This is a genomic window from Castellaniella denitrificans (genome assembly GCF_042653765.1).
Lineage (GTDB): Bacteria > Pseudomonadota > Gammaproteobacteria > Burkholderiales > Burkholderiaceae_B > Castellaniella > Castellaniella denitrificans.
In genome coordinates this window covers 1-17,417 of record NZ_JBHSEZ010000009.1, presented here as the reverse complement: position 1 = coordinate 17,417, position 17,417 = coordinate 1, and the positions used below count along the sequence as shown (strand labels likewise).

At 66.1% G+C, this 17,417-nt stretch carries 20 protein-coding genes; 5 read left to right on the top strand and 15 right to left on the bottom strand.

What is annotated here, in order from left to right; translation table 11 throughout:
- Positions 1-21: 21 nt before the first annotated feature.
- On the bottom strand, positions 22-513 hold the full coding sequence (locus ACFO27_RS10525) for a hypothetical protein (RefSeq protein ID WP_376817295.1): 492 nt from the start codon (positions 511-513) through the stop codon (positions 22-24).
- A 135-nt stretch (positions 514-648) separates the two neighbouring features.
- Between ACFO27_RS10525 and ACFO27_RS10520 the strand changes: the two genes are divergently transcribed.
- The 3 genes from ACFO27_RS10520 (at position 649) to ACFO27_RS10510 (ending at position 2,844) form a co-directional block, all read left to right on the top strand.
- The gene (locus tag ACFO27_RS10520) at positions 649-1,089 is read left to right on the top strand and encodes a CopD family copper resistance protein (protein ID WP_376817294.1); all 441 of its coding nucleotides are present in this window, start codon (positions 649-651) and stop codon (positions 1,087-1,089) included.
- A gap of 390 nt (positions 1,090-1,479) precedes the next feature.
- A complete protein-coding gene (locus ACFO27_RS10515; RefSeq protein ID WP_376817368.1) occupies positions 1,480-2,115 on the top strand; it encodes a histone in 636 nt (211 codons plus the stop codon).
- 162 nt (positions 2,116-2,277) lie between these two features.
- Positions 2,278-2,844, top strand: coding sequence for a YggT family protein (locus tag ACFO27_RS10510; RefSeq protein ID WP_376817293.1), 567 nt, complete (start codon positions 2,278-2,280; stop codon positions 2,842-2,844).
- Between the two features lie 109 nt (positions 2,845-2,953).
- On the opposite strand, the gene ACFO27_RS10505 is transcribed toward ACFO27_RS10510, so the two are convergent.
- From ACFO27_RS10505 to ACFO27_RS10475, 7 genes are all read right to left on the bottom strand, one after another.
- Entirely contained in the window at positions 2,954-4,237 is a 1,284-nt protein-coding gene (locus ACFO27_RS10505; RefSeq protein WP_376817292.1) for a TRAP transporter large permease, read from the bottom strand.
- Positions 4,234-4,887, bottom strand: a complete 654-nt coding sequence (locus ACFO27_RS10500; protein WP_376817291.1) for a TRAP transporter small permease subunit — start codon at positions 4,885-4,887, stop codon at positions 4,234-4,236. Before ACFO27_RS10500 ends, ACFO27_RS10505 begins: the two co-directional genes overlap by 4 nt.
- Before the next feature lie 73 nt (positions 4,888-4,960).
- Positions 4,961-6,007, bottom strand: coding sequence for a TRAP transporter substrate-binding protein (locus tag ACFO27_RS10495; RefSeq protein WP_376817290.1), 1,047 nt, complete (start codon positions 6,005-6,007; stop codon positions 4,961-4,963).
- Between the two features lie 68 nt (positions 6,008-6,075).
- Entirely contained in the window at positions 6,076-6,540 is a 465-nt protein-coding gene (locus ACFO27_RS10490; protein WP_376817289.1) for a RidA family protein, read from the bottom strand.
- Between the two features lie 11 nt (positions 6,541-6,551).
- Positions 6,552-7,562, bottom strand: coding sequence for a DUF4392 domain-containing protein (locus ACFO27_RS10485; RefSeq protein ID WP_376817288.1), 1,011 nt, complete (start codon positions 7,560-7,562; stop codon positions 6,552-6,554).
- 74 nt (positions 7,563-7,636) lie between these two features.
- Positions 7,637-8,629: a threonine/serine dehydratase gene (locus ACFO27_RS10480; RefSeq protein ID WP_376817287.1), complete on the bottom strand. Its 993-nt coding sequence runs from the start codon at positions 8,627-8,629 to the stop codon at positions 7,637-7,639.
- A gap of 121 nt (positions 8,630-8,750) precedes the next feature.
- Entirely contained in the window at positions 8,751-9,638 is an 888-nt protein-coding gene (locus ACFO27_RS10475) for a LysR family transcriptional regulator (protein WP_376817286.1), read from the bottom strand.
- 155 nt (positions 9,639-9,793) lie between these two features.
- Between ACFO27_RS10475 and ACFO27_RS10470 the strand changes: the two genes are divergently transcribed.
- Both ACFO27_RS10470 and ACFO27_RS10465 read left to right on the top strand, forming a co-directional pair.
- Entirely contained in the window at positions 9,794-10,588 is a 795-nt protein-coding gene (locus ACFO27_RS10470; protein ID WP_376817285.1) for an SDR family oxidoreductase, read from the top strand.
- 46 nt (positions 10,589-10,634) lie between these two features.
- Entirely contained in the window at positions 10,635-11,351 is a 717-nt protein-coding gene (locus tag ACFO27_RS10465) for a ribonuclease activity regulator RraA (protein ID WP_376817284.1), read from the top strand.
- Here ACFO27_RS10465 and ACFO27_RS10460 read toward each other — a convergent pair.
- The 7 genes from ACFO27_RS10460 to accB form a co-directional block, all read right to left on the bottom strand.
- Positions 11,348-12,250 (bottom strand): LysR family transcriptional regulator, encoded by a 903-nt coding sequence (locus tag ACFO27_RS10460; RefSeq protein ID WP_376817283.1) that lies wholly within the window; start codon positions 12,248-12,250, stop codon positions 11,348-11,350. The two genes, ACFO27_RS10465 and ACFO27_RS10460, sit on opposite strands and share 4 nt — an antisense overlap.
- A gap of 9 nt (positions 12,251-12,259) precedes the next feature.
- A complete protein-coding gene (locus tag ACFO27_RS10455) occupies positions 12,260-12,757 on the bottom strand; it encodes an outer membrane lipoprotein (RefSeq protein WP_376817282.1) in 498 nt (165 codons plus the stop codon).
- Between the two features lie 56 nt (positions 12,758-12,813).
- On the bottom strand, positions 12,814-13,761 hold the full coding sequence (locus tag ACFO27_RS10450) for a carbohydrate kinase family protein (RefSeq protein ID WP_376817281.1): 948 nt from the start codon (positions 13,759-13,761) through the stop codon (positions 12,814-12,816).
- A gap of 15 nt (positions 13,762-13,776) precedes the next feature.
- On the bottom strand, positions 13,777-14,841 hold the full coding sequence (locus ACFO27_RS10445; protein WP_376817280.1) for a zinc-ribbon and DUF3426 domain-containing protein: 1,065 nt from the start codon (positions 14,839-14,841) through the stop codon (positions 13,777-13,779).
- A gap of 15 nt (positions 14,842-14,856) precedes the next feature.
- Positions 14,857-15,771, bottom strand: a complete 915-nt coding sequence (gene prmA, locus ACFO27_RS10440) for a 50S ribosomal protein L11 methyltransferase (protein WP_376817279.1) — start codon at positions 15,769-15,771, stop codon at positions 14,857-14,859.
- Between the two features lie 9 nt (positions 15,772-15,780).
- Positions 15,781-17,127, bottom strand: a complete 1,347-nt coding sequence (accC, locus tag ACFO27_RS10435) for an acetyl-CoA carboxylase biotin carboxylase subunit (protein ID WP_376817278.1) — start codon at positions 17,125-17,127, stop codon at positions 15,781-15,783.
- Positions 17,128-17,132: 5 nt separating this feature from the next.
- A partial coding sequence (gene accB / locus ACFO27_RS10430) for an acetyl-CoA carboxylase biotin carboxyl carrier protein (protein ID WP_376817277.1) occupies positions 17,133-17,417 on the bottom strand: 285 nt, incomplete at its 5' end.

Sequence of the window (17,417 nt, the reverse complement as noted above, 5' to 3'; positions counted from 1 at the left end):
GGGGAGCCGGCGGGCGCGTTCCTAGAACGGCAGGCGGTAGCCCGGCGACATGCGCCGCGCCTTCACGGCGCCGTTCGGGCCGCTCAGGCGCAGTTCCGTCGCATTGACCCGGTCCACGCGATGGCGGTTGGTGTAGATCGGGTCGTCCAGATTCACGGGCGATCCGTTCGATTCCAGGGTGCGCAGGATCAGCGTCTGCCCTTCGCGCGACCAGCAGCCGGATTCGTACAGCCCCTGGGACGGCGCGCGCGGACGCTTGACCTGCTCGACGTAGTTCATGGTGCCGTCGGGATTCAGCGTGTAGAGCGTGCGCAGCGCGCCCGCGACGCCCTTCTGCGAACTGACCGACAGCCAGTTGCCGACCAGGGGATCGCCCGCCGCCGCCGCGACGCAGGACGGCCGGGCGGCGGGCGCCTCGGCCGGCGCGGAGGCGGGCTTGATCGGCGCGCAGGCGGCCAGGGTGCCCAGGACAGCCGCGCACGCGGCCCAGGCATGAATACGAATGCGATCCATTGCTTGATTCCCATCCATGACAAATGTCACTCAATACCCAGGACCGGCACAGGGCCGCAACGGGGCGGCCGGGCCTTCCGGCCTACAATTTCCCGGTGCGCGCGCGTTCCGCGGGCAAGCCACCATTCTACCGACATGAGCCACTCACTACTCGTTACGCTGCACCTGTTCGCCGCCATCCTGTTCGTGGGCACGGTGTTCTTCGAAGTCCTCATCCTGGAAGGCATCCGCAAGCCGCTCGGCCGCGAGGCCATGCGCAACGTCGAACTGGCCATCGGCCGGCGCGCGCGGCGCATCATGCCTTTCGCCATGATCGTGCTGTTCGGCGCGGGCCTGGGCATGGCCTGGCAATTCCGCGAACCGCTCGCCCATCCCTTCGCCAGCAGCTTCGCCACGCTGCTGTGGATCAAGATCATCCTGGCCTTCAGCGTGCTGGCCCATTTCATCACCGCCATGACGCTCAGCGGCACCGGCAAGCTGAAATCCCGCCACTTCCAGATCATCCACATCAGCGTCTTCTGCCACGTCGTCCTGATCGTGTTTCTCGCCAAGGCGATGTTCTATCTGCAGTGGTGAAGGCCCCCACGCTGCACAGCCCATGGCTGCTTGCATCCACCTCGCGGCCTGCATGCCGCTCGGATTCACCAGGCGCAGGCCAGTCCGCAGGGACTGCCCCGCGTCCAGGCTCACCCCCCCGAGGGGGCGCTTTTCGCCTTGGGGCGGCCCGGCGGCAAAAAGGACGCTCACACAACCAGCGCGACTTTTTCGAGACAGGCGCAATCGAATATCGATCCCGCCGCGCGCCGCGCCGGGAATAATGCTTGGAACGCGACAGGGCTTACGCTAGACTTGAAGGCGTGCAATATTCATGATATTGCGCGCCTGCGCCATTTGAGATGGGCCGCGCATCCCGCGGGGGTCATATCAAATGGGTGGACACTCTCTTCGATCCCAAGGAGCATGACGATGGCAACCGCCAAGAAGGCCTCTGTCGCACCGGCCAAGAAATCCGCAGCCCCGAAGTCCGCATCCAAACCGGCAGCCAAGAAGTCCGCCCCGGCCGCCAAGAAAGCCTCCCCCTCGACCACCGTGAAAAAAGCCGCCCCGGCGAAGAAAGCCGCGCCGGCCAAAAAGGCCGCGCCGGTGAAAGCCGCCGCCAAGAAGGCCCCGGCCGCCAAGAAGACCGCCGTGAAGCCCGCCGCCAAGAAAGCGGCACCGACGAAGACCGCAGCGAAAAAGGCCGCGCCGAAAAAGGCGGTAGCGAAAAAAGCGGTGGCGAAAAAAGCCGCGCCCGCCAAAAAGGCCGCCGTGAAGAAGGCCGCGGCGAAGAAGGCCGCCGCGCCTGCCAAGAAGGCCGCCAAGCCCGCCGCCAAAAAGGCCGCGGCGAAAACCGCCGTCGCGAAGAAGGCGCCGGCGAAAAAAGCCGCGGCGAAAAAAGCGCCCGCCAAAAAGGCGGCGAAGCCGGCCGCCGCCGCATCCGAGCCTGCCGCGGCCAGGCCGGCGGCCAGGAAGGCCGCCAAACCCGAAGCTCCGGCTCCCGACGCCCGCACGGACATCAACCCGGCGGGCGCCTGGCCGTTCCCCACCGCGAAGCGCCCCTGAATCGGGCGCATCGTTCCCGCCCTCCGGGGCGGGAACGCGCGCGCAGCACCCCGGGCCCGGCGGCATCCCGCCGGGCCTTTCCATCCGCCGGACTATCATTCGCCACACGGGCGCGCTTGATGCGACAATGACCGCTTCTGTTTCGCAGCCCACGAGCACCGCATGGCCCAAGACATCCTGCAATTCCTGATCGACATCGTTTTCCAGCTCTTCGGCATCGGCCTGATCCTGCGGGCCTGGATGTTCGCCATCCGCCTGCACCCCTTCAACCCGTTTTCCCAGGCCATCCTGCGGGCCACGGAATGGCTGGTGGGTCCGATCCGGCGGATCGTCCCCGGCAGCGGCCGCTTCGACTGGCCCAGCATCCTGGCCTGCTGGATCACGGCGATCCTGTACCTGCTGCTGACCTGGCTGGTCGCCATGGGGGGCCTGATGCCCTCCGCCTCGGCCATCGGCCCCCTGCTCCTGTCGGGCCTGCTGGTCGGCCTGAAATGGCTGTTCAACGTGATCGTCTGGGTGACGCTGATCCAGGCCATCCTGTCCTGGGTCAATCCCCTGTCGCCCATCATGCCGGTGCTCTACACCCTGACCGCGCCGCTGCTCGATCCCATCCGCCGGATGCTGCCGCGCATGGGCGGGCTGGACCTGTCTCCCCTGGTGCTGCTGGTACTGGCGCAGATCGCCATGATGGTGCTGAACCACCTGGTCTTCACGACCTTCGGCGCCTGATTCGTCCCGACCAGGACCACCTCAGGTCCTGTTCCCGCACTCGGGCGGGATCAAAAAAATGCCACTGAACGCTTGCGCGCCAGTGGCATTTTCTTCCCGAGGACTTCTCTCAGCGCATCAACTGCGGCAGCATCAGCGCCATCTGCGGAAAGGCATACAGCAGAAACACGAACAGCAGCATGACCACGACGAACGGCAGGGCGCCCACGATCACGTCGAGCACACCACCCCGGCCGCGCACGCTCTGCACCACGAACAGGTTCAATCCGACAGGTGGCGTGATCAGGGCGATTTCCATCAGGATCACCACGATGATGCCCGACCAGACCGGATTGAAACCCGCCGCCGTCATGATCGGCGCAATGATCGGCACGCTGGCGACCATCATCGACAGGGTTTCCATGAACATGCCCAGCACGAAATAGAACCCTACGATCAGGCAGAAGAGTTCGAACGGCGACAGGCGCAAGGTGCCGATCCAGCGGCTGGCGGCCACTGGCAGTCCGATCGCGCCGAACACGAGGTTCAGAAAATAGGCGCCGATCATCACCGCCATGATCATGGCCGAGGTCCGCATTGTGCCCTCGAACGCCTGACGGATCACGGCCAGCGTCAGGCACCGATACGCAGCCGCGATCACGAAAGTGGTCAGCACGCCCAGCGCGGCAGCCTCCGTCGCAGTGGCCCACCCCATGTAGATCGTGCCGATCACCGCCAGAAAGATCACCAGCGGCGGCAGCAGATCCGGCAGCGCACGCATCCGCGACGGCCAGGACGCGCGCACAGACCGTCCGCCCCAGACAGGACGCCACAGACAGAGCAGCAGCACCACCACCGAGAACAGGCCGGCCAGCACCAGGCCCGGAATCAAGCCGGCCAGATAGAGCTGCGGAATAGAGGTCTCGGTCAGGACGCCGTAGAGGATCAGGTTAATGGACGGGGGGATCAGGATGCCCAGCGTGCCGCCGGCCGCGATCGTGCCGAGGAACAAGCGCTCGTTGTAGGCGTTCTTCTTGACCTCTTCCAACGCCACCGTGCCGATCGTGGCGGCCGTCGCCACGCTGGATCCCGAGGTGGCCGCGAACATCGCGCAAGCGGCAATATTGCTGTGCATCAGACCGCCGGGCAGCCAGGGCATCCACAGCACCAGCGCCGAATACATGCGCGAAGCGAGCCCCGAACGCAGCAGCAGTTCACCGAGCAGGACGAACAACGGAATCGCGATCAGCAGAAAGTTGTTGGATACCGTCCAGGTAATCTCGGCCAGCGCGTAATGCAAGGGCAGTGGCGAAAACGTGCCGGACAGAATGAGCCCCACCAGGGCCAGCGTCGCGGCCACGGGGATACCCAGAAACAGAAAGCCGAGCAGGCTTCCGAGCGAGGTGAATATCATGATCCGGTCCTTTCGTGAAGGGCGGCGGCATCCGCGGCATCGAGCTCCTCCTGGACCTCTTCTTCAGCGGACTTCATGCCGATCAGCGCGCTAGCGGCATCCGACCGACCCGAAAAAATCAGCTTCAGGGCCATGGCGAACAGCACCAGATCGGCAACCAGAAAAATGGTGATTCCCAATAGCCAGACCGCCTGGGGAATGACCATGGGAACCTGCAGGGCGGACGGCGATCGCGTCTGATTAGCCCAGGATTCTCCAACAAGACCCAGGCCGTAATAGAAGATCAGCGCGAACACGAGGAAGAACGCCACCAATCCCGCCAAGTCCATCGCAAGGCGCATCGTGCCGGGAAACCGCGCGTAGGCGGTGTCGACGCGGATATGCGCGCGATCGAGCAGCGCCCCCGCCAGCGCCCAGGTGGTGGAGATCGCAAGGGCGAAACGCGCCAGTTCATCCGTCCCGTCAATGGCATAGCCCAGGACGACACGCAGCGTCACGTCGCAGCCAATCAGCAAGGCGGCCAGGGTGATGATGCCACCGCCCAGCCAGAGGCCGAATCGGGCGATCATGCTTATGGCGCTGAACAGGCGCGCCATGCCGCCGGAGCCGCCCCCGGCGGGACCGTTCAGTGGGGAAGTCGCATGCGTCATTAAATGACTCCTGTTTCATGTGCGTACCCGATCCGGACGCGCCAGGCGCCCAGGCCGGATGGCGTGGATTACATTACTTCAGGGTGATCGAATGACCAGTGACCTTGCCGATACGGGCATTCCACTCGGTGACGCAATCCGCGCCGCAGCGTCGAGCCCAACCGGGCAGCACGCTGTCGGCCACAATCTTGCGAGCCAATTCAAGATCCGCTGCCGAAGCCGGGTTCAAGATCACTTTTGCCGGCTTGCCCATGGTGCAACCCGACGCCGAGGTATTGCACAATGCCGCCTGCTCGATGCTCGCATGCAGCGTGCCCCACATCTTGTCCTCGTAGGCCGCAAATTCGTTCGTCAGGAATTGGCGTGTGGCTTCGGGCAGGGCGTCCCAGCGCTTCTTGTTCACAGCCACGGCATTGAAGCTCCAACCCAGCGGCAGCATGAGGATCGACTTCGTCACTTCCGGCAAGCCGGCCGTGTTGCCCGACAGGGTGCCCGTCACGGCGCAATCCACCACCCCATTGTTCAGGGCCGGCACGACTTCCGAAAAGGCGATCGACACGGAAGTCGCGCCCAGGCCGGAAATGAAGTCCCGCAGCGTGTTGTTGAACACACGGATTTTCTTGCCCTTGAGTTCGGCCAGCGACTTCACGTCGTCCCGGCACCAGAAGACCTGAGGCGTGCTGGCGCCGATGGCCAGCAGCCTGCTGTTCCAGTTCTTTTCCATGCGCTCGCGCAGCACATCCTTGTAGGCGTTGCAGGCCTTGCGCGCCTGATCCACATCCGGCAAGGTCCCAGCCAGATCGCAGGCCTCGAAGCGGGGGTCGTCCCCAGCCATTCGCGTGATGTCCATGCCGGCAAAATCCATCACACCCATCTTCATCAGCCGCAGCATCGACTGGTCGTCCAGGCCCATCTGCTCGATCGGCGTCAGGTCGGCCGTCAGTTGACCGCCCGAATCCTTCGGCAGGGTTTCGGTCCAGAAAGGCTTTTCATCATAGATCGCAGCCGGAATCGTCGACGTGATCCCGATGACCTTGAAATGATCCTTCGGCAACTCCAGGGCCGCCATGGCGGCTGTTGCGCAGGCGGCCAGCAGTGCCCCAATCACCATCTTCTTCATGCTTGTCTCCTTGTGTTGCCCCCCGACCAGGGGGGCTTTTCGCGACCCCGCTACGCGGGGCTCATGGCTTACGCAATTTCAGCGATCGCTTCGATTTCCACGGCCATGCCCGAAGGCAAGGCATGCGTGCCCGAAGCGATGCGCGCGTGCGGGCCTGCCGCACCCAGCACATCGCAGATCAGGTCCGACGCGGCATTGAGCACCTTGGCCTGGTCGCCAAAATCGGCCGTACAGCGTACCAGCCCCGCCAGCCTGACCATGCGTACGATACGGTCCAGATCGCCATTGCAAGCCAGGCGTAGCTGCGCCAGCACATTGAGCACGCAAAGACGGGCGGCCTTCTGGCCTTCTTCCAGATCCAGGTCGGCACCGACGATGCCTCGATGGATCAACTCCCCCGCGCGACGCGGCCCCTGCCCCGCCACGAACACGAGATTGCCCGTGCGCACGAAGGGCAGGTAATTGCCCTGCGGCGGATTGGCCGGGGGCAATTCGAACCCCAGATCGGCCAGGCGTTGATCGACGATTCCCATTGATGCCTCCTTTATTTCAGTTGGCGCCAGTCGCCGCTGTCGCCCTTCCAGCCAATGACGCGGCCCGCCAGGCGGTCCAGCGTATTGCGCAAGGCATTCACCAGCCCCTCCCACTCGCCAGCCGAAATGCCGTCGACGGCGGGTTCGGGGCCCATGAACATGCCATCCACGCCGCCAAAGGACACACACTGTTCGATGCAGCGCCGTTCGAGCGCACCATCATGGAAGATCGAAGGCTTTTCCAGATAGGCGGACAAGGCCGCCACCAGGCCGGTCGCGCCCCAGTTCGAGACGTTGGACACGATCAACAGGTCGGCCGCCGTGGCGGAGGCGACGCCACCGCGTCCGGGATGGCCCGAGTCCCTGGCCTTGGGCGAAAAGGTCTTGAGCTCCTCAGCGATCACGCCCATGCCCAATTCGTTGCCGCCGTCGCCGATCGCAATGAAGGGCACCTGCTCGGCCTTGGCGCGGCGGAAGAACTGGTCGTAATCGGCGACCATGCCGTCCAGCGGGCGCCCGCCCAGGCCATGGTACAGACCGTTATCATTGGCGCCCGGCCGCTCGATCGAGATCACCAGGGAAGGCCGGGTCACGTCCAGCAGCGCATCGGTCACCGCGCGGCAGCCCGCATCATCCTTGGGCGTGCTGCGCAGATAGACAGGGCGGATGAATTCCACCGGGCGGATGACGCCGTCCACGGGGAAGGGCAGCGGCGCAAGCCCGGCGCCTCGGCAAGTGCCTTCCAGCGCAGCCAGCCAGTCCTCATCGGTGAGGATCACGGTCTCGATGCCCAGTCCCAGGAACAAGGCACGGGCGATGAAGGCCGCTCCGATCAGTCCATCGGTTTCCGGCACACCGGCTCCTTCGGGAAAGCCGGTGGCGATCACGACAGGACCGCCGTGCTCACGCACGCGCTCGACGATCTTCTCGGCAGCCATCATGCAGGCCGGGCCCGGCTGGCGGAATTGCTGGGCCTCGTACAGCTTACCGATCAGACCGACGCCGGTCAGATCCAGTGTCATGAAATTCTCGATCGTCTGCGCAACGATCCTGCCCTTCCCATTCTTGTAATCCAGCATCGCAATGTCTCCGGCCTTCAGGGGGTTTCGGTGATGTATTGAGCGAATTTCTCCGCATCGACATTGCCGCCGCTCAACAGAAGACCCACCGTCTTGCCCGCAACGTCGAACTTGCCAGCGAGAATGGCGGCCAGTGGCGCGGCACCGCCCGGTTCGACCACCAGCTTCAGTTCACGGTAGACGAAACGGATGGCATCCTTGAGCTCGGCATCGGTAACCGACAAGCCGCCCGCCAGATGCCGCTGGCACACAGGAAAAGTGAGCTTGCCGGGCGTGACCACCAGCAGCGCATCGCAGATCGAAGCCACGTCGGCCGGCGCCTTCACAGGCGCACCGGCCTGCAGCGACCGCGCTAGGCCGTCGTAATGCATGGGCTCCACGCTGTAAATGGCGGTATAGGGCGTCACGGCATGCACACCGCAGGCCGCACCGGACACCAAGCCGGCACCCGAGCAGGAAAACAGGGCGGCATCCAGGCCCAAGCCCAATTCGGCAGCCTGCTCGGCAAACTCGGCGCCCACAGTCGATTGGCCGGTCATCACGTAGGGATCGTCGTAAGGCGGCACGATCACTGCCCCCGTTTCCTCGGCGATCCGCGCACCGATCTCTTCACGCACTTCCCGGGTCTTGTCGTACAGCCGCACGGTGGCGCCATTGGCGCGCACGCCCTCGATCTTGGTCTTGGGCGCTTCCTGCGGCATCAAGACCGTCGCCTTGATGCCCAGTTCCCGCGCTACATAGGACAGGGCCAGCCCATGATTGCCGGAGGACCAGGCGACCAGGCCGCCCGCGCGTTGCGCCGTCGTCAACTGCAGGGCGCGGTTCAACGCGCCGCGGAACTTGAACGAGCCGGCCCGCTGAAGATTTTCCGGCTTGAAGAGAATACGGGCGCCCAGGCTGCTGTTCAGCTTGGGCGATTCCAGCAAGGGGGTGCGTACGGCGCGGTCGGCGATCCGCTGACGCGCTTCGGCGATCAGCTTGGCATCCGGTTCGAAATATTCCGAGGTCATCAAGAACTCCACATATCAGGGGACATGCAAAGTTTCACCGGACGGCCAGTTAAAGTAAAATTATAATATTGGATGTAGTTTCATTATAAAAATGAATATTATGAACGCGCAGATTCGGGCGTCACACCGTCGACGTTCGTGCGCCGCCGACCTGCGCCGCCAGCATGCGCACCAACGTCTTCACCGGATCCTTCAGGTGCCGGGGCGCCCGATGGACCAGACCAACATCGCGATGAAAGGTCTGCCTGCCCAGGTCAATGGCACGCACCGCGGCGGGCCAGCGCCGCTGCGCGGCGGTTTCCGGCACGAGCGCCACACCCACACCATGGGCCACCAGTTTGGCGATGACCTCCAGATCATCCGCTTCGCACACCTCTCGCGGGGCGAGATTCAGGTCCCGCAGGAATCGGCCTACCTGCCTACCGCCGAACGATGCCCGGTCATAGCGGATGAACGGCTGGCTGGCCAGCAACTCGACCCAGCCCTCGCCGGGCACGTCACGCGGCACGATCAGCCGAAAGGGTTCATGTGCCAGCACGGTCCAGCTCAGGTCGCTATGCAGCGCAAACGAAGGGCGGATGACCGCCGCCACGTCGATCTCACCGGCATCGACCAGATCCACCAGCTCGATCGACAAACCAGGAATCACGCGGGTGCGGCACCCCGGGTATTGCCGATGGAACTTCGCCAGCGCGTCCGGCAGCACCGAGCTTTGCAGGGAAGCGATCGCGCCGATGTTCACCAGAATGCCGTCAGGCTGGCCGACGGGCGCGGCGCCCAGCGCACCGTAGAGCCGGATCAGCTCCTGCGCCTGGGCCAGTGTCCGCTGACCCGCCTTGTTGAGCTTGGCGGCCCGACCGACGCGATCGAACAGCGCAAAACCCAGTTCGGCCTCGAGACGACGCATCTGGGCGCTGACGGCAGCCTGCGTCAGTCCGATCCTGTTGCCGGCAGCGGCAAATGTGCCTTCCCGCGCTACGGCGATGAGGGTCTTCAGCTCACGGATCATTGACCAATTTTATTTGATTAAATGGAAAATATATATTGATATTTTTTTTCATTCAAAGCTTCTAGGATTGAGCCGATCTTCAACCGGGCATGCGGATGGGACCACGAACGCATTCGACAGATCCGCGCATGCCCCGACCTGTTCAGGAGCAGAGGATGGATTTGGGCATTGCAGGTAAACGGGCGCTGGTCATGAGCGCCGGCGGCGGTTTGGGCAGCGCGATCGCGGTAGCGTTGGCACGCGAAGGCGTGACCTTGTGCATCGCCGACCGGGACGGAAAATCCCTGGAGTCGACGGCAGAGAGGATCCGCGCAGTATCGCGGCCGGATCAGCCATGCCACCTCTTCGTCTGGGACCTGGGCATGGCGCAGCAGTGGACGCAAGGCGTGGCCGAACTGCTGACCCGTGTCGGCGGCATCGACATTCTGGTGAACAACACCGGCGGCCCTGCCCCCGGTCCCGCGCAAGGCCATGCATCCGACGTCTGGCGCAATGCCTTCGAGTCCATGGTGATCTCCGTGATCGGCATCACCGATCTGCTGCTGCCGGGCATGCGCGAGCGCGGCTGGGGCCGAATCATCACCAGCACATCCTCCGGCGTCACCTCCCCGATTCCGAACCTGGGGCTGTCCAACGCCACGCGCATCTCTCTCGTGGGATGGAGCAAGACGCTGGCACGCGACGTCGCCAAGGATGGCGTCACATCCAACATCGTCATCCCGGGGCGCATCGCCACCGCGCGCACCCGGTCCCTGGATGCCGCCCGCGCCCAGCGCGAAGGCAGGGATGCCGCCAACGTTGAATCCGAAAGCGCCGCGACGATCCCCATGGGCCGCTACGGCCGCCCCGAGGAATATGCCGACATGGTTGCCTTCCTTGCCAGCGAACGTGCCGCATACGTGACCGGGTCATCCTTCCGCGTGGATGGCGGCCTGATTCCCACTGTCTGACCGCCGGCATGCGGCCCTCCCCCCATTCGACAAAGGTGATGAGCACATGACTTCCCCGCAAGAAGTAAAAACCTTCGAGGCCCTGACGCGCGTGACCACGGCCACCCTGACCACCGTCCTGCTCAAGAAAGGCTTGCGCAATGTCTGGATTCGAGGTGCGAGTCCGATCACGCCGGGAGCCAAAGGCAAGCGTGTCGTGGGTCGCGCCTTCACCGTGCGATTCGTGCCCGCCCGAGAGGACCTAGCCACGCCCGAATCCTGGAGCTCACCGAAATCCACCCGAGCGGCCATCGAACAGATGTCCGCCGGCTGCATCGCCGTGGTCGACGCCAACGGCGTCAAGGATGCAGGCTTTTGGGGCGACATCCTGTGTGCGCGCATGGTCCAGCGCGGCGTCGCGGCTCTGGTGAGCGACGGCGCGGTCCGCGATATCACCGGTGTGCTGTCCACAGGGCTGGCTGTGTGGGCAGGCGGCACGGCAGCCCCGCCCTCCGTGGCCCGCTTGACCTTCGTGGACTGGCAGCAGCCCATCGGATGCGGTGGTGTGGCCGTTTTTCCCGATGACGTCATCGTGGCCGATCAGGACGGAGCCGTGCTGATCCCTGCCGCCCTGCTGGATGAGGTCACGGCGCTGGCTGTGGAGCAGGAACGCTTGGAAGGATGGATCATGGGGGAAGTGGAGGCTGGCGCTTCGTTGCCGGGCCTTTATCCGCCTGGCGCCGAACACCGGGCGCGCTACGAGGCCCACAAGCGGAGGTCCTAGTCGGCCGCCTCGGCATGCTTCGAGGTCGTGGCGACGTGGCGGGCGATTTCCACCAGCCGCTCCAGGATCTCGCCGTTGACCCCCAGCACGTAAAAGGCGCAAAAACTGAGCGGCGGCATTTCCAGGTCGCTTTCCATGGCGACCAGGGCGCCGCGCACCAAAGAGAGCGAAAAAGCGTGCTGCGCCACCAGCGCGACACCGATGCGATCGGCGGCCATGCGTTCGATGGTCGCCAGCGATGAATTGGTGAAGATTCGCGGAGTCTGGTCCGTCAGCCGGAACAACTGTTCGCGCAAATGGCTGAAAGGATAGGCATTCCTGGGATAGGTGATGATGGGCAGGCGCTTCAGCTCTTCGATCGTCAACCGGTTGCCCCGCACGAACCCGGGTGCGGCATAGAACTGCAACGGGTAATCCACCAGATGCACACAGGCGATCTTGTCGTCATTCGCCGGCCCGAGCATCAGGGCGATATCGATCTCTCCGGCCTGCAAGGTGGACATCATCGACGGCGTGACGTCCACCGTGATGTCGAAATCGATATTGGGGAAACAGCGATGAGATTCTTCGAGGAACCGCGCAAGCCAGGTATGGACGATGGTTTCCGACACCCCCAGCCGGATCGTGCGCGGCACACGCCCGGACAAGCCGAGGTCATGTTCCAGCTTGGCCACCTGCCGCAGGATGAGTTCCGCATGCGCTAGCAACGCCCGGCCGCTCTCGGTCAGCGAGAATGGTTTGGTGGCGCGGTTGACCAGCCGCATCCCGAACTGCTCTTCCAGGCCCGCGATCCGCTGCGAAATGGTGGGCTGCGTGGTATTGAGCTTCTCCGCGGCCCGGGAGAAACTCTTGAGCTGCACGGCCCAATAAAAGATTTCAAGGCTGCGCAGATTGATCATCGGCTACGATTACATCGGCACCACGCGGGTGGGGCCGCCGCCGCTGATCACCTGGACGCGCTGGCCGGAGCTGAGCGCCACGTCGGCCGCCTGGGCGATGACGCGGGTCTCGCCGTTGTCCAGGCGCACGGTGATTTCCAGGCCGTTGGTCTTGTTGACCTGGTTCTCGACCGCGTTGCCAGCCAGGCCGCCCAGCAGGGCGCCGCCGATCGAGGTCAGGATCTGGCCGCGGCCGCCGCCGATGGCGCTGCCCGCCACCCCGCCCAGCGCCGCGCCGCCGATCGCGCCCACGCCCGAGGACTTGTCGGACTGGATGACCACCGGACGCACGGACACCACGGTGCCGTAGCGCACGATCTGTTCCTGCTGGGCCTGGCCGTAGGTGTAGACGGAACTGGAGGCGGACTGGCTGGCGCAGCCGGCCAGGACCAGCAGCGACAGGGAAACCCCGGCGACGGCGGCGAGGCGCGCCGCGCGGGAAGGAAGAGCATGCGTGAGGATCGCCATGGGCTGACTCCAGGAGTGAGAAAGAAATGCCCCCCAAAAAGGGGGCCGTGTCCGGATCAGGCGAGCATGCCCGCATCGATGCCGTAGTGCGTCCGCAGCGCCGCCGCGATGTCGGCGCGCGCTGGGCTATGGTTCTGCGGACCTCTATGGGCGATTTTAAAGCCGCCCATGACGTTCGCCAAGCAGCAGGCGTCCCGCAGGGACCAGCCGTGCGCCAGGCCATACAGCAGGCCGGCGCGGTGCGCGTCGCCGCAGCCGGTCGGATCCACGATCCGCTCCACGGGCGGGGCCGGGATGTCGGTGCGGCCATCGCCGACGAACAGCGAGGCGCCCTCGCCGCCCCGGGTCACCACCACCGCCTGCAGGCCGGCGGCCAGTTCCTGGACGGTCCGGCCGGTGCGCTCTTCGATCACGCTGGCCTCGTAGTCGTTGGCGGTCAGGATGCTGGCCATGTCCAGCATGCGCCGCAGGTCGTCGCCGTCGAACAGCGGCATCGCCTGTCCCAGGTCGAAGATGAAGGGGATCCCGGCCGCCCGCAGGCGCTCGGCATGGCTGAACATGCCATCCTTGGAATCGGGCGAGACGATGGCCCAGCACGCGGCGTTGCCGCTCAGGTCGTTCTCCGCCGAGCGCAGCATCGCCCCCGGGTGGAACGAGGCGATCTGGTTGTTTTCCTGGTCCGTGATGATGTGGCACTGGGCCGTGTAGGTGTCGGGCAGCACGCGCACCAGGCGGGTGTCGATGCCCAGGTCGCGCAGGCGCTGCAGGTAGTCGTCGGCGTCCTGCCCCACGGTGCCGACGGGCACGGGCCGGCCGCCCAGCAGCTTCAGGCTGTAGGCGATGTTGCCCGCGCAGCCGCCGTATTCCTTGCGCAGCGAAGGCGCGAAGAACGACACGCTGAGGGACTTGATGCTGTCGGCCAGGATGTGGTCGCGGAAGCGTCCCTCGAACACGGCGATGGTGTCGAAGGCGATGGAACCGCAGATCAGGACGTCCTTGGACATGGCGATGAAATTCCTTCAGGGATAGAAAAGGTCGAGCTGGTAGCCGTTGATGCGAATGCCGCTCAGGGTCAGGGGGATGCGCACCAGGACTTCGCTGCGGGCGGCGAAAGGCTCGGCGGCGCGGGCCGCCCCCAGGTAGTCGGCGGGCGACAGGTTGCGGCGCACCAGCAGCGTGCCGGCGGCGTCCTTCAGGTCCAGGACCAGGGTGGGCCATTCCTGCGGCTGCTCGGCCTGGTTGCGCAGCGTGGCGTGCAGCACGAAATGCTGTTCGGCGGGTTCCTGGCCGCCGGCGGGCCGATCCGACAGGGCGTCGGCGTCGGCCGCCTTGAGCGCGGAGCCCGTGATGGCGATCCGGGCGATGTCGCGGGCATACGGCACCCGGCAGCGCAGGGGCTCGCAGGCCCGTTCGAGGGCGGGCCGCAGCGCGGGCACCATCCGGGCGATGCCGGCCCGGTAGACGTAGACGGCCTGCGCGGCCAGCAGGAGCAGCAGCAGGACGAGCAGCAGCCGGGCGCAGAAACGCACCAGCGCATCCCACCAGCCCAGGGCGTCCTCGTCCCGCAGCAGAGGCGCGGCGGAACCGCCCTGGCTGCGATGGCCGGGCCGGGGTTCGACCACGAAGGGCGCCGCCTGAGCGGGCGGCTCGTCCCGGGCGGAAACCGGCGCCGCCCCGGAATCGGGCATCCACCCCTCATCGGCGAGGATCTCCTCGACCGGACGCGGATCGGCCCGGCCCGCCGCGCCTCCGATGCGGGGCTCGGGCCGGTCGTCGGGCCAGGGCGCGACGCCGATGCGGAACGCATGCGCCGGATCGGGCTGCGGCGCCGGAGGCCGGCCGGAACGGATCACCTGCGGCGGCGGTTCTTCCGGCGGCCCGGCCACGGGCGCGGTGGGCGCGGAGGCCGGGCGCGGCGCCGCCGCGGGAGCCCCGGGCGCGGACGCGTCGGAGACTACCTCGGCATAGCCGTCGAAGATATGGGCGCACTGCACGCAGCGGATGTAGCCCTTGCGCAATTGCAGGTCCGACAGGCCCGCCTGGAACACAGTCCCGCACTTCGGGCAGCGCGTGGTCAGGTCCATCACCGCCACACCCCGTCAGGCCCTGCGTCCCGCCAGGCAGACCCAGCCGTCGCGGGCAGCCCAGACCCGCAGGGGCAGATGAGGCGCATAGGCCTGGCAGACCTCGTCGGCCTGGCGTTCCAGGACGCCGGACAGCGCCAGCCGGCCGCCAGGGGCGACCCGGGCGGCCAGCATGGGGGCCAGGAGCTTGAGCGGATTGGACAGGATGTTGGCGACCACCACCTGGCTGGTCCCGGCGGGCAGGTCGTCCGGCAGGCATGCCGCGACGTCCACGCGGTTGGCGGCCGCGTTGCGGGCCGTGGCCTGCACCGCCTGCTCGTCGATGTCCACCCCCCGGGTCGGACCGGCGCCCAGCAGGCGGGCGGCGATCGCCAGGATGCCGGAACCGCAGCCGTAGTCCAGCACGGTCTCGCCGCCTTGCAGATGGGCCGCCAGCCATTCCAGGCACAGGTGCGTGGTGGGGTGGCTGCCGGTGCCGAAGGCCAGCCCGGGGTCGAGCTCGATGCGCACGATGCCGTCCCGCGCGCCGGCCGAAGGCAGGCCCGCGTCGTCGCGGTGCCAGCTCGGCACGATCCAGATGCGGTCGCTCACGACGATGGGACCGAACTGGGACTGCGTCAGGCGCACCCAGTCGGCGTCCGGCACGTCGCGCAGGAACCAGTCGTCCGCGCCGGGCGCCGGCCCGGCCAGGCCGTCCAGCGCGGCCAGCAACAGGGCGGGATCGTCGCCGTCGGCCAGCAGGGCCACCAGGCGGTTGCGCCGCCAGGCCAGGACCTCGGGTTCCGTGCCCGGCTCGCCGAACAGCGCCTGCTCGTGCTCCGTGTCGCCGTCGGCGTCTTCGACCGACACCGACAGGGCGCCGGCTTCCAGCAGGGCGTCGGACCAGGCTTCCGCCTGGTTTTCCGCGCAGTTCAGCACCAGCTCTCGCATCCCGGGACCTCAGGCGCGCGCGGCGAGCTTCTGTTCGAGGTAGTGGATGCTGGTGCCGCCTTCGACGAACCGGGCGTCCTGCATCAACTCGCGGTGCAGCGGGATATTGGTCTGCACCCCCTCGACGATCATTTCCGACAGGGCGATGTCCATGCGCATGATCGCCTGGTGGCGGTCGTCGCCATAGGTGATGAGCTTGGCGATCATCGAGTCGTAGTAGGGCGGCACGGTGTAGCCGGTGAACACGTGCGAATCCATGCGCACGCCCGGTCCGCCCGGCGTGTGCCAGTTGGAGATCTTCCCGGGGCTGGGCGTGAACTTGTAGGGATCCTCGGCATTGATCCGGCACTCGATCGCATGGCCGCGCAGGTGGACGTCGCGCTGGCGCAGGGTGAATTTTTCCCCGGCGGCGATGCGCAGCTGCTGCTGGACCAGGTCGATGCCGGTGATCATTTCGGTGATCGTGTGCTCGACCTGGATGCGGGTGTTCATCTCGATGAAGAAGAATTCCCCGTTCTCGTACAGGAATTCGAAGGTGCCGGCACCGCGGTAGCGCATCTGGCGGCAGGCTTCGGCGCAGCGTTCGCCGATGCGCTCGACCTGGGCGCGCTCGATGCCCGGGGCGGGTGCCTCTTCGATGATCTTCTGGTGGCGGCGCTGCATGGAGCAGTCGCGCTCGCCCAGCCAGACGGCCTTGCCCTCGCCGTCGGCCAGCACCTGGATCTCGATGTGGCGCGGGTTTTCCAGGAATTTTTCCAGGTAGACCTCGGGGTTGTTGAAGGCGGCGCCGGCTTCGGTGCGCGTCATCGCCACCGCGTTGAGCAGGGCGGCCTCGGTGTAGACCACCCGCATGCCGCGCCCGCCGCCGCCGCCCGCGGCCTTGATGATGACCGGATAGCCGACCTTGGCGGCGATGCGCTGGATTTCCTTGGGGTCGTCGGGCAGCGCGCCGCCCGAGCCCGGCACGACCGGCACGCCGGCGGCGATCATCGCCTGCTTGGCGCTGACCTTGTCGCCCATGGTGCGGATGCTCTCGGGACGCGGTCCGATGAAGACGAAGCCGCTCTTTTCCACCCGTTCGGCGAAATCGGCGTTCTCCGACAGGAAGCCGTAGCCGGGGTGGATGGCCTCGGCGTCGGTGACTTCGGCGGCCGAGATCAGCGCCGGCATGTTCAGATAGCTGTCGCGCGGCGTGGCGGGCCCGATGCAGACGGATTCGTCGGCCAGGCGCACGTACTTGGCATCGCGGTCGGCCTCGGAGTGCACGACCACGGTCTTGACGCCCAGTTCGCGGCAGGCGCGCAAGACCCGCAGGGCGATTTCGCCGCGATTGGCGATCAGGATTTTTTCGAACATGGCGCTCAGGCGATGATGAACAGGGGCTGGCCGTATTCGACCGGTTCGCCGTTTTCGACGAGGATTTCCTTGATCACGCCGGACTTGTCGGCCTCGATCTCGTTCAGCAGCTTCATCGCCTCGATGATGCACAGGGGGTCGCCTTCCTTGACGGCCTGCCCGACTTCGACGAAGGCCGGGGCGCTCGGGTTGGGCGAACGGTAGAACGTGCCCACCATGGGCGCCTTGACCTGGTGCCCCTGCGCGGCGGCGGGCGCAGGCGCGGGGGCGGCGGCCGCCGGCGCCGCGGC

What these genes read in the sequence shown, in the direction of transcription:
- ACFO27_RS10525 (WP_376817295.1), bottom strand. Translation starts at nt 513, where the DNA reads ATGGATCGCATTCGTATTCATGCCTGGGCCGCGTGCGCGGCTGTCCTG.
- ACFO27_RS10520 (WP_376817294.1), top strand. Translation starts at nt 649, where the DNA reads ATGAGCCACTCACTACTCGTTACGCTGCACCTGTTCGCCGCCATCCTG.
- ACFO27_RS10515 (WP_376817368.1), top strand. Translation starts at nt 1,480, where the DNA reads ATGGCAACCGCCAAGAAGGCCTCTGTCGCACCGGCCAAGAAATCCGCA.
- ACFO27_RS10510 (WP_376817293.1), top strand. Translation starts at nt 2,278, where the DNA reads ATGGCCCAAGACATCCTGCAATTCCTGATCGACATCGTTTTCCAGCTC.
- ACFO27_RS10505 (WP_376817292.1), bottom strand. Translation starts at nt 4,237, where the DNA reads ATGATATTCACCTCGCTCGGAAGCCTGCTCGGCTTTCTGTTTCTGGGT.
- ACFO27_RS10500 (WP_376817291.1), bottom strand. Translation starts at nt 4,887, where the DNA reads ATGACGCATGCGACTTCCCCACTGAACGGTCCCGCCGGGGGCGGCTCC.
- ACFO27_RS10495 (WP_376817290.1), bottom strand. Translation starts at nt 6,007, where the DNA reads ATGAAGAAGATGGTGATTGGGGCACTGCTGGCCGCCTGCGCAACAGCC.
- ACFO27_RS10490 (WP_376817289.1), bottom strand. Translation starts at nt 6,540, where the DNA reads ATGGGAATCGTCGATCAACGCCTGGCCGATCTGGGGTTCGAATTGCCC.
- ACFO27_RS10485 (WP_376817288.1), bottom strand. Translation starts at nt 7,562, where the DNA reads ATGACACTGGATCTGACCGGCGTCGGTCTGATCGGTAAGCTGTACGAG.
- ACFO27_RS10480 (WP_376817287.1), bottom strand. Translation starts at nt 8,629, where the DNA reads ATGACCTCGGAATATTTCGAACCGGATGCCAAGCTGATCGCCGAAGCG.
- ACFO27_RS10475 (WP_376817286.1), bottom strand. Translation starts at nt 9,638, where the DNA reads ATGATCCGTGAGCTGAAGACCCTCATCGCCGTAGCGCGGGAAGGCACA.
- ACFO27_RS10470 (WP_376817285.1), top strand. Translation starts at nt 9,794, where the DNA reads ATGGATTTGGGCATTGCAGGTAAACGGGCGCTGGTCATGAGCGCCGGC.
- ACFO27_RS10465 (WP_376817284.1), top strand. Translation starts at nt 10,635, where the DNA reads ATGACTTCCCCGCAAGAAGTAAAAACCTTCGAGGCCCTGACGCGCGTG.
- ACFO27_RS10460 (WP_376817283.1), bottom strand. Translation starts at nt 12,250, where the DNA reads ATGATCAATCTGCGCAGCCTTGAAATCTTTTATTGGGCCGTGCAGCTC.
- ACFO27_RS10455 (WP_376817282.1), bottom strand. Translation starts at nt 12,757, where the DNA reads ATGGCGATCCTCACGCATGCTCTTCCTTCCCGCGCGGCGCGCCTCGCC.
- ACFO27_RS10450 (WP_376817281.1), bottom strand. Translation starts at nt 13,761, where the DNA reads ATGTCCAAGGACGTCCTGATCTGCGGTTCCATCGCCTTCGACACCATC.
- ACFO27_RS10445 (WP_376817280.1), bottom strand. Translation starts at nt 14,841, where the DNA reads ATGGACCTGACCACGCGCTGCCCGAAGTGCGGGACTGTGTTCCAGGCG.
- prmA (WP_376817279.1), bottom strand. Translation starts at nt 15,771, where the DNA reads ATGCGAGAGCTGGTGCTGAACTGCGCGGAAAACCAGGCGGAAGCCTGG.
- accC (WP_376817278.1), bottom strand. Translation starts at nt 17,127, where the DNA reads ATGTTCGAAAAAATCCTGATCGCCAATCGCGGCGAAATCGCCCTGCGG.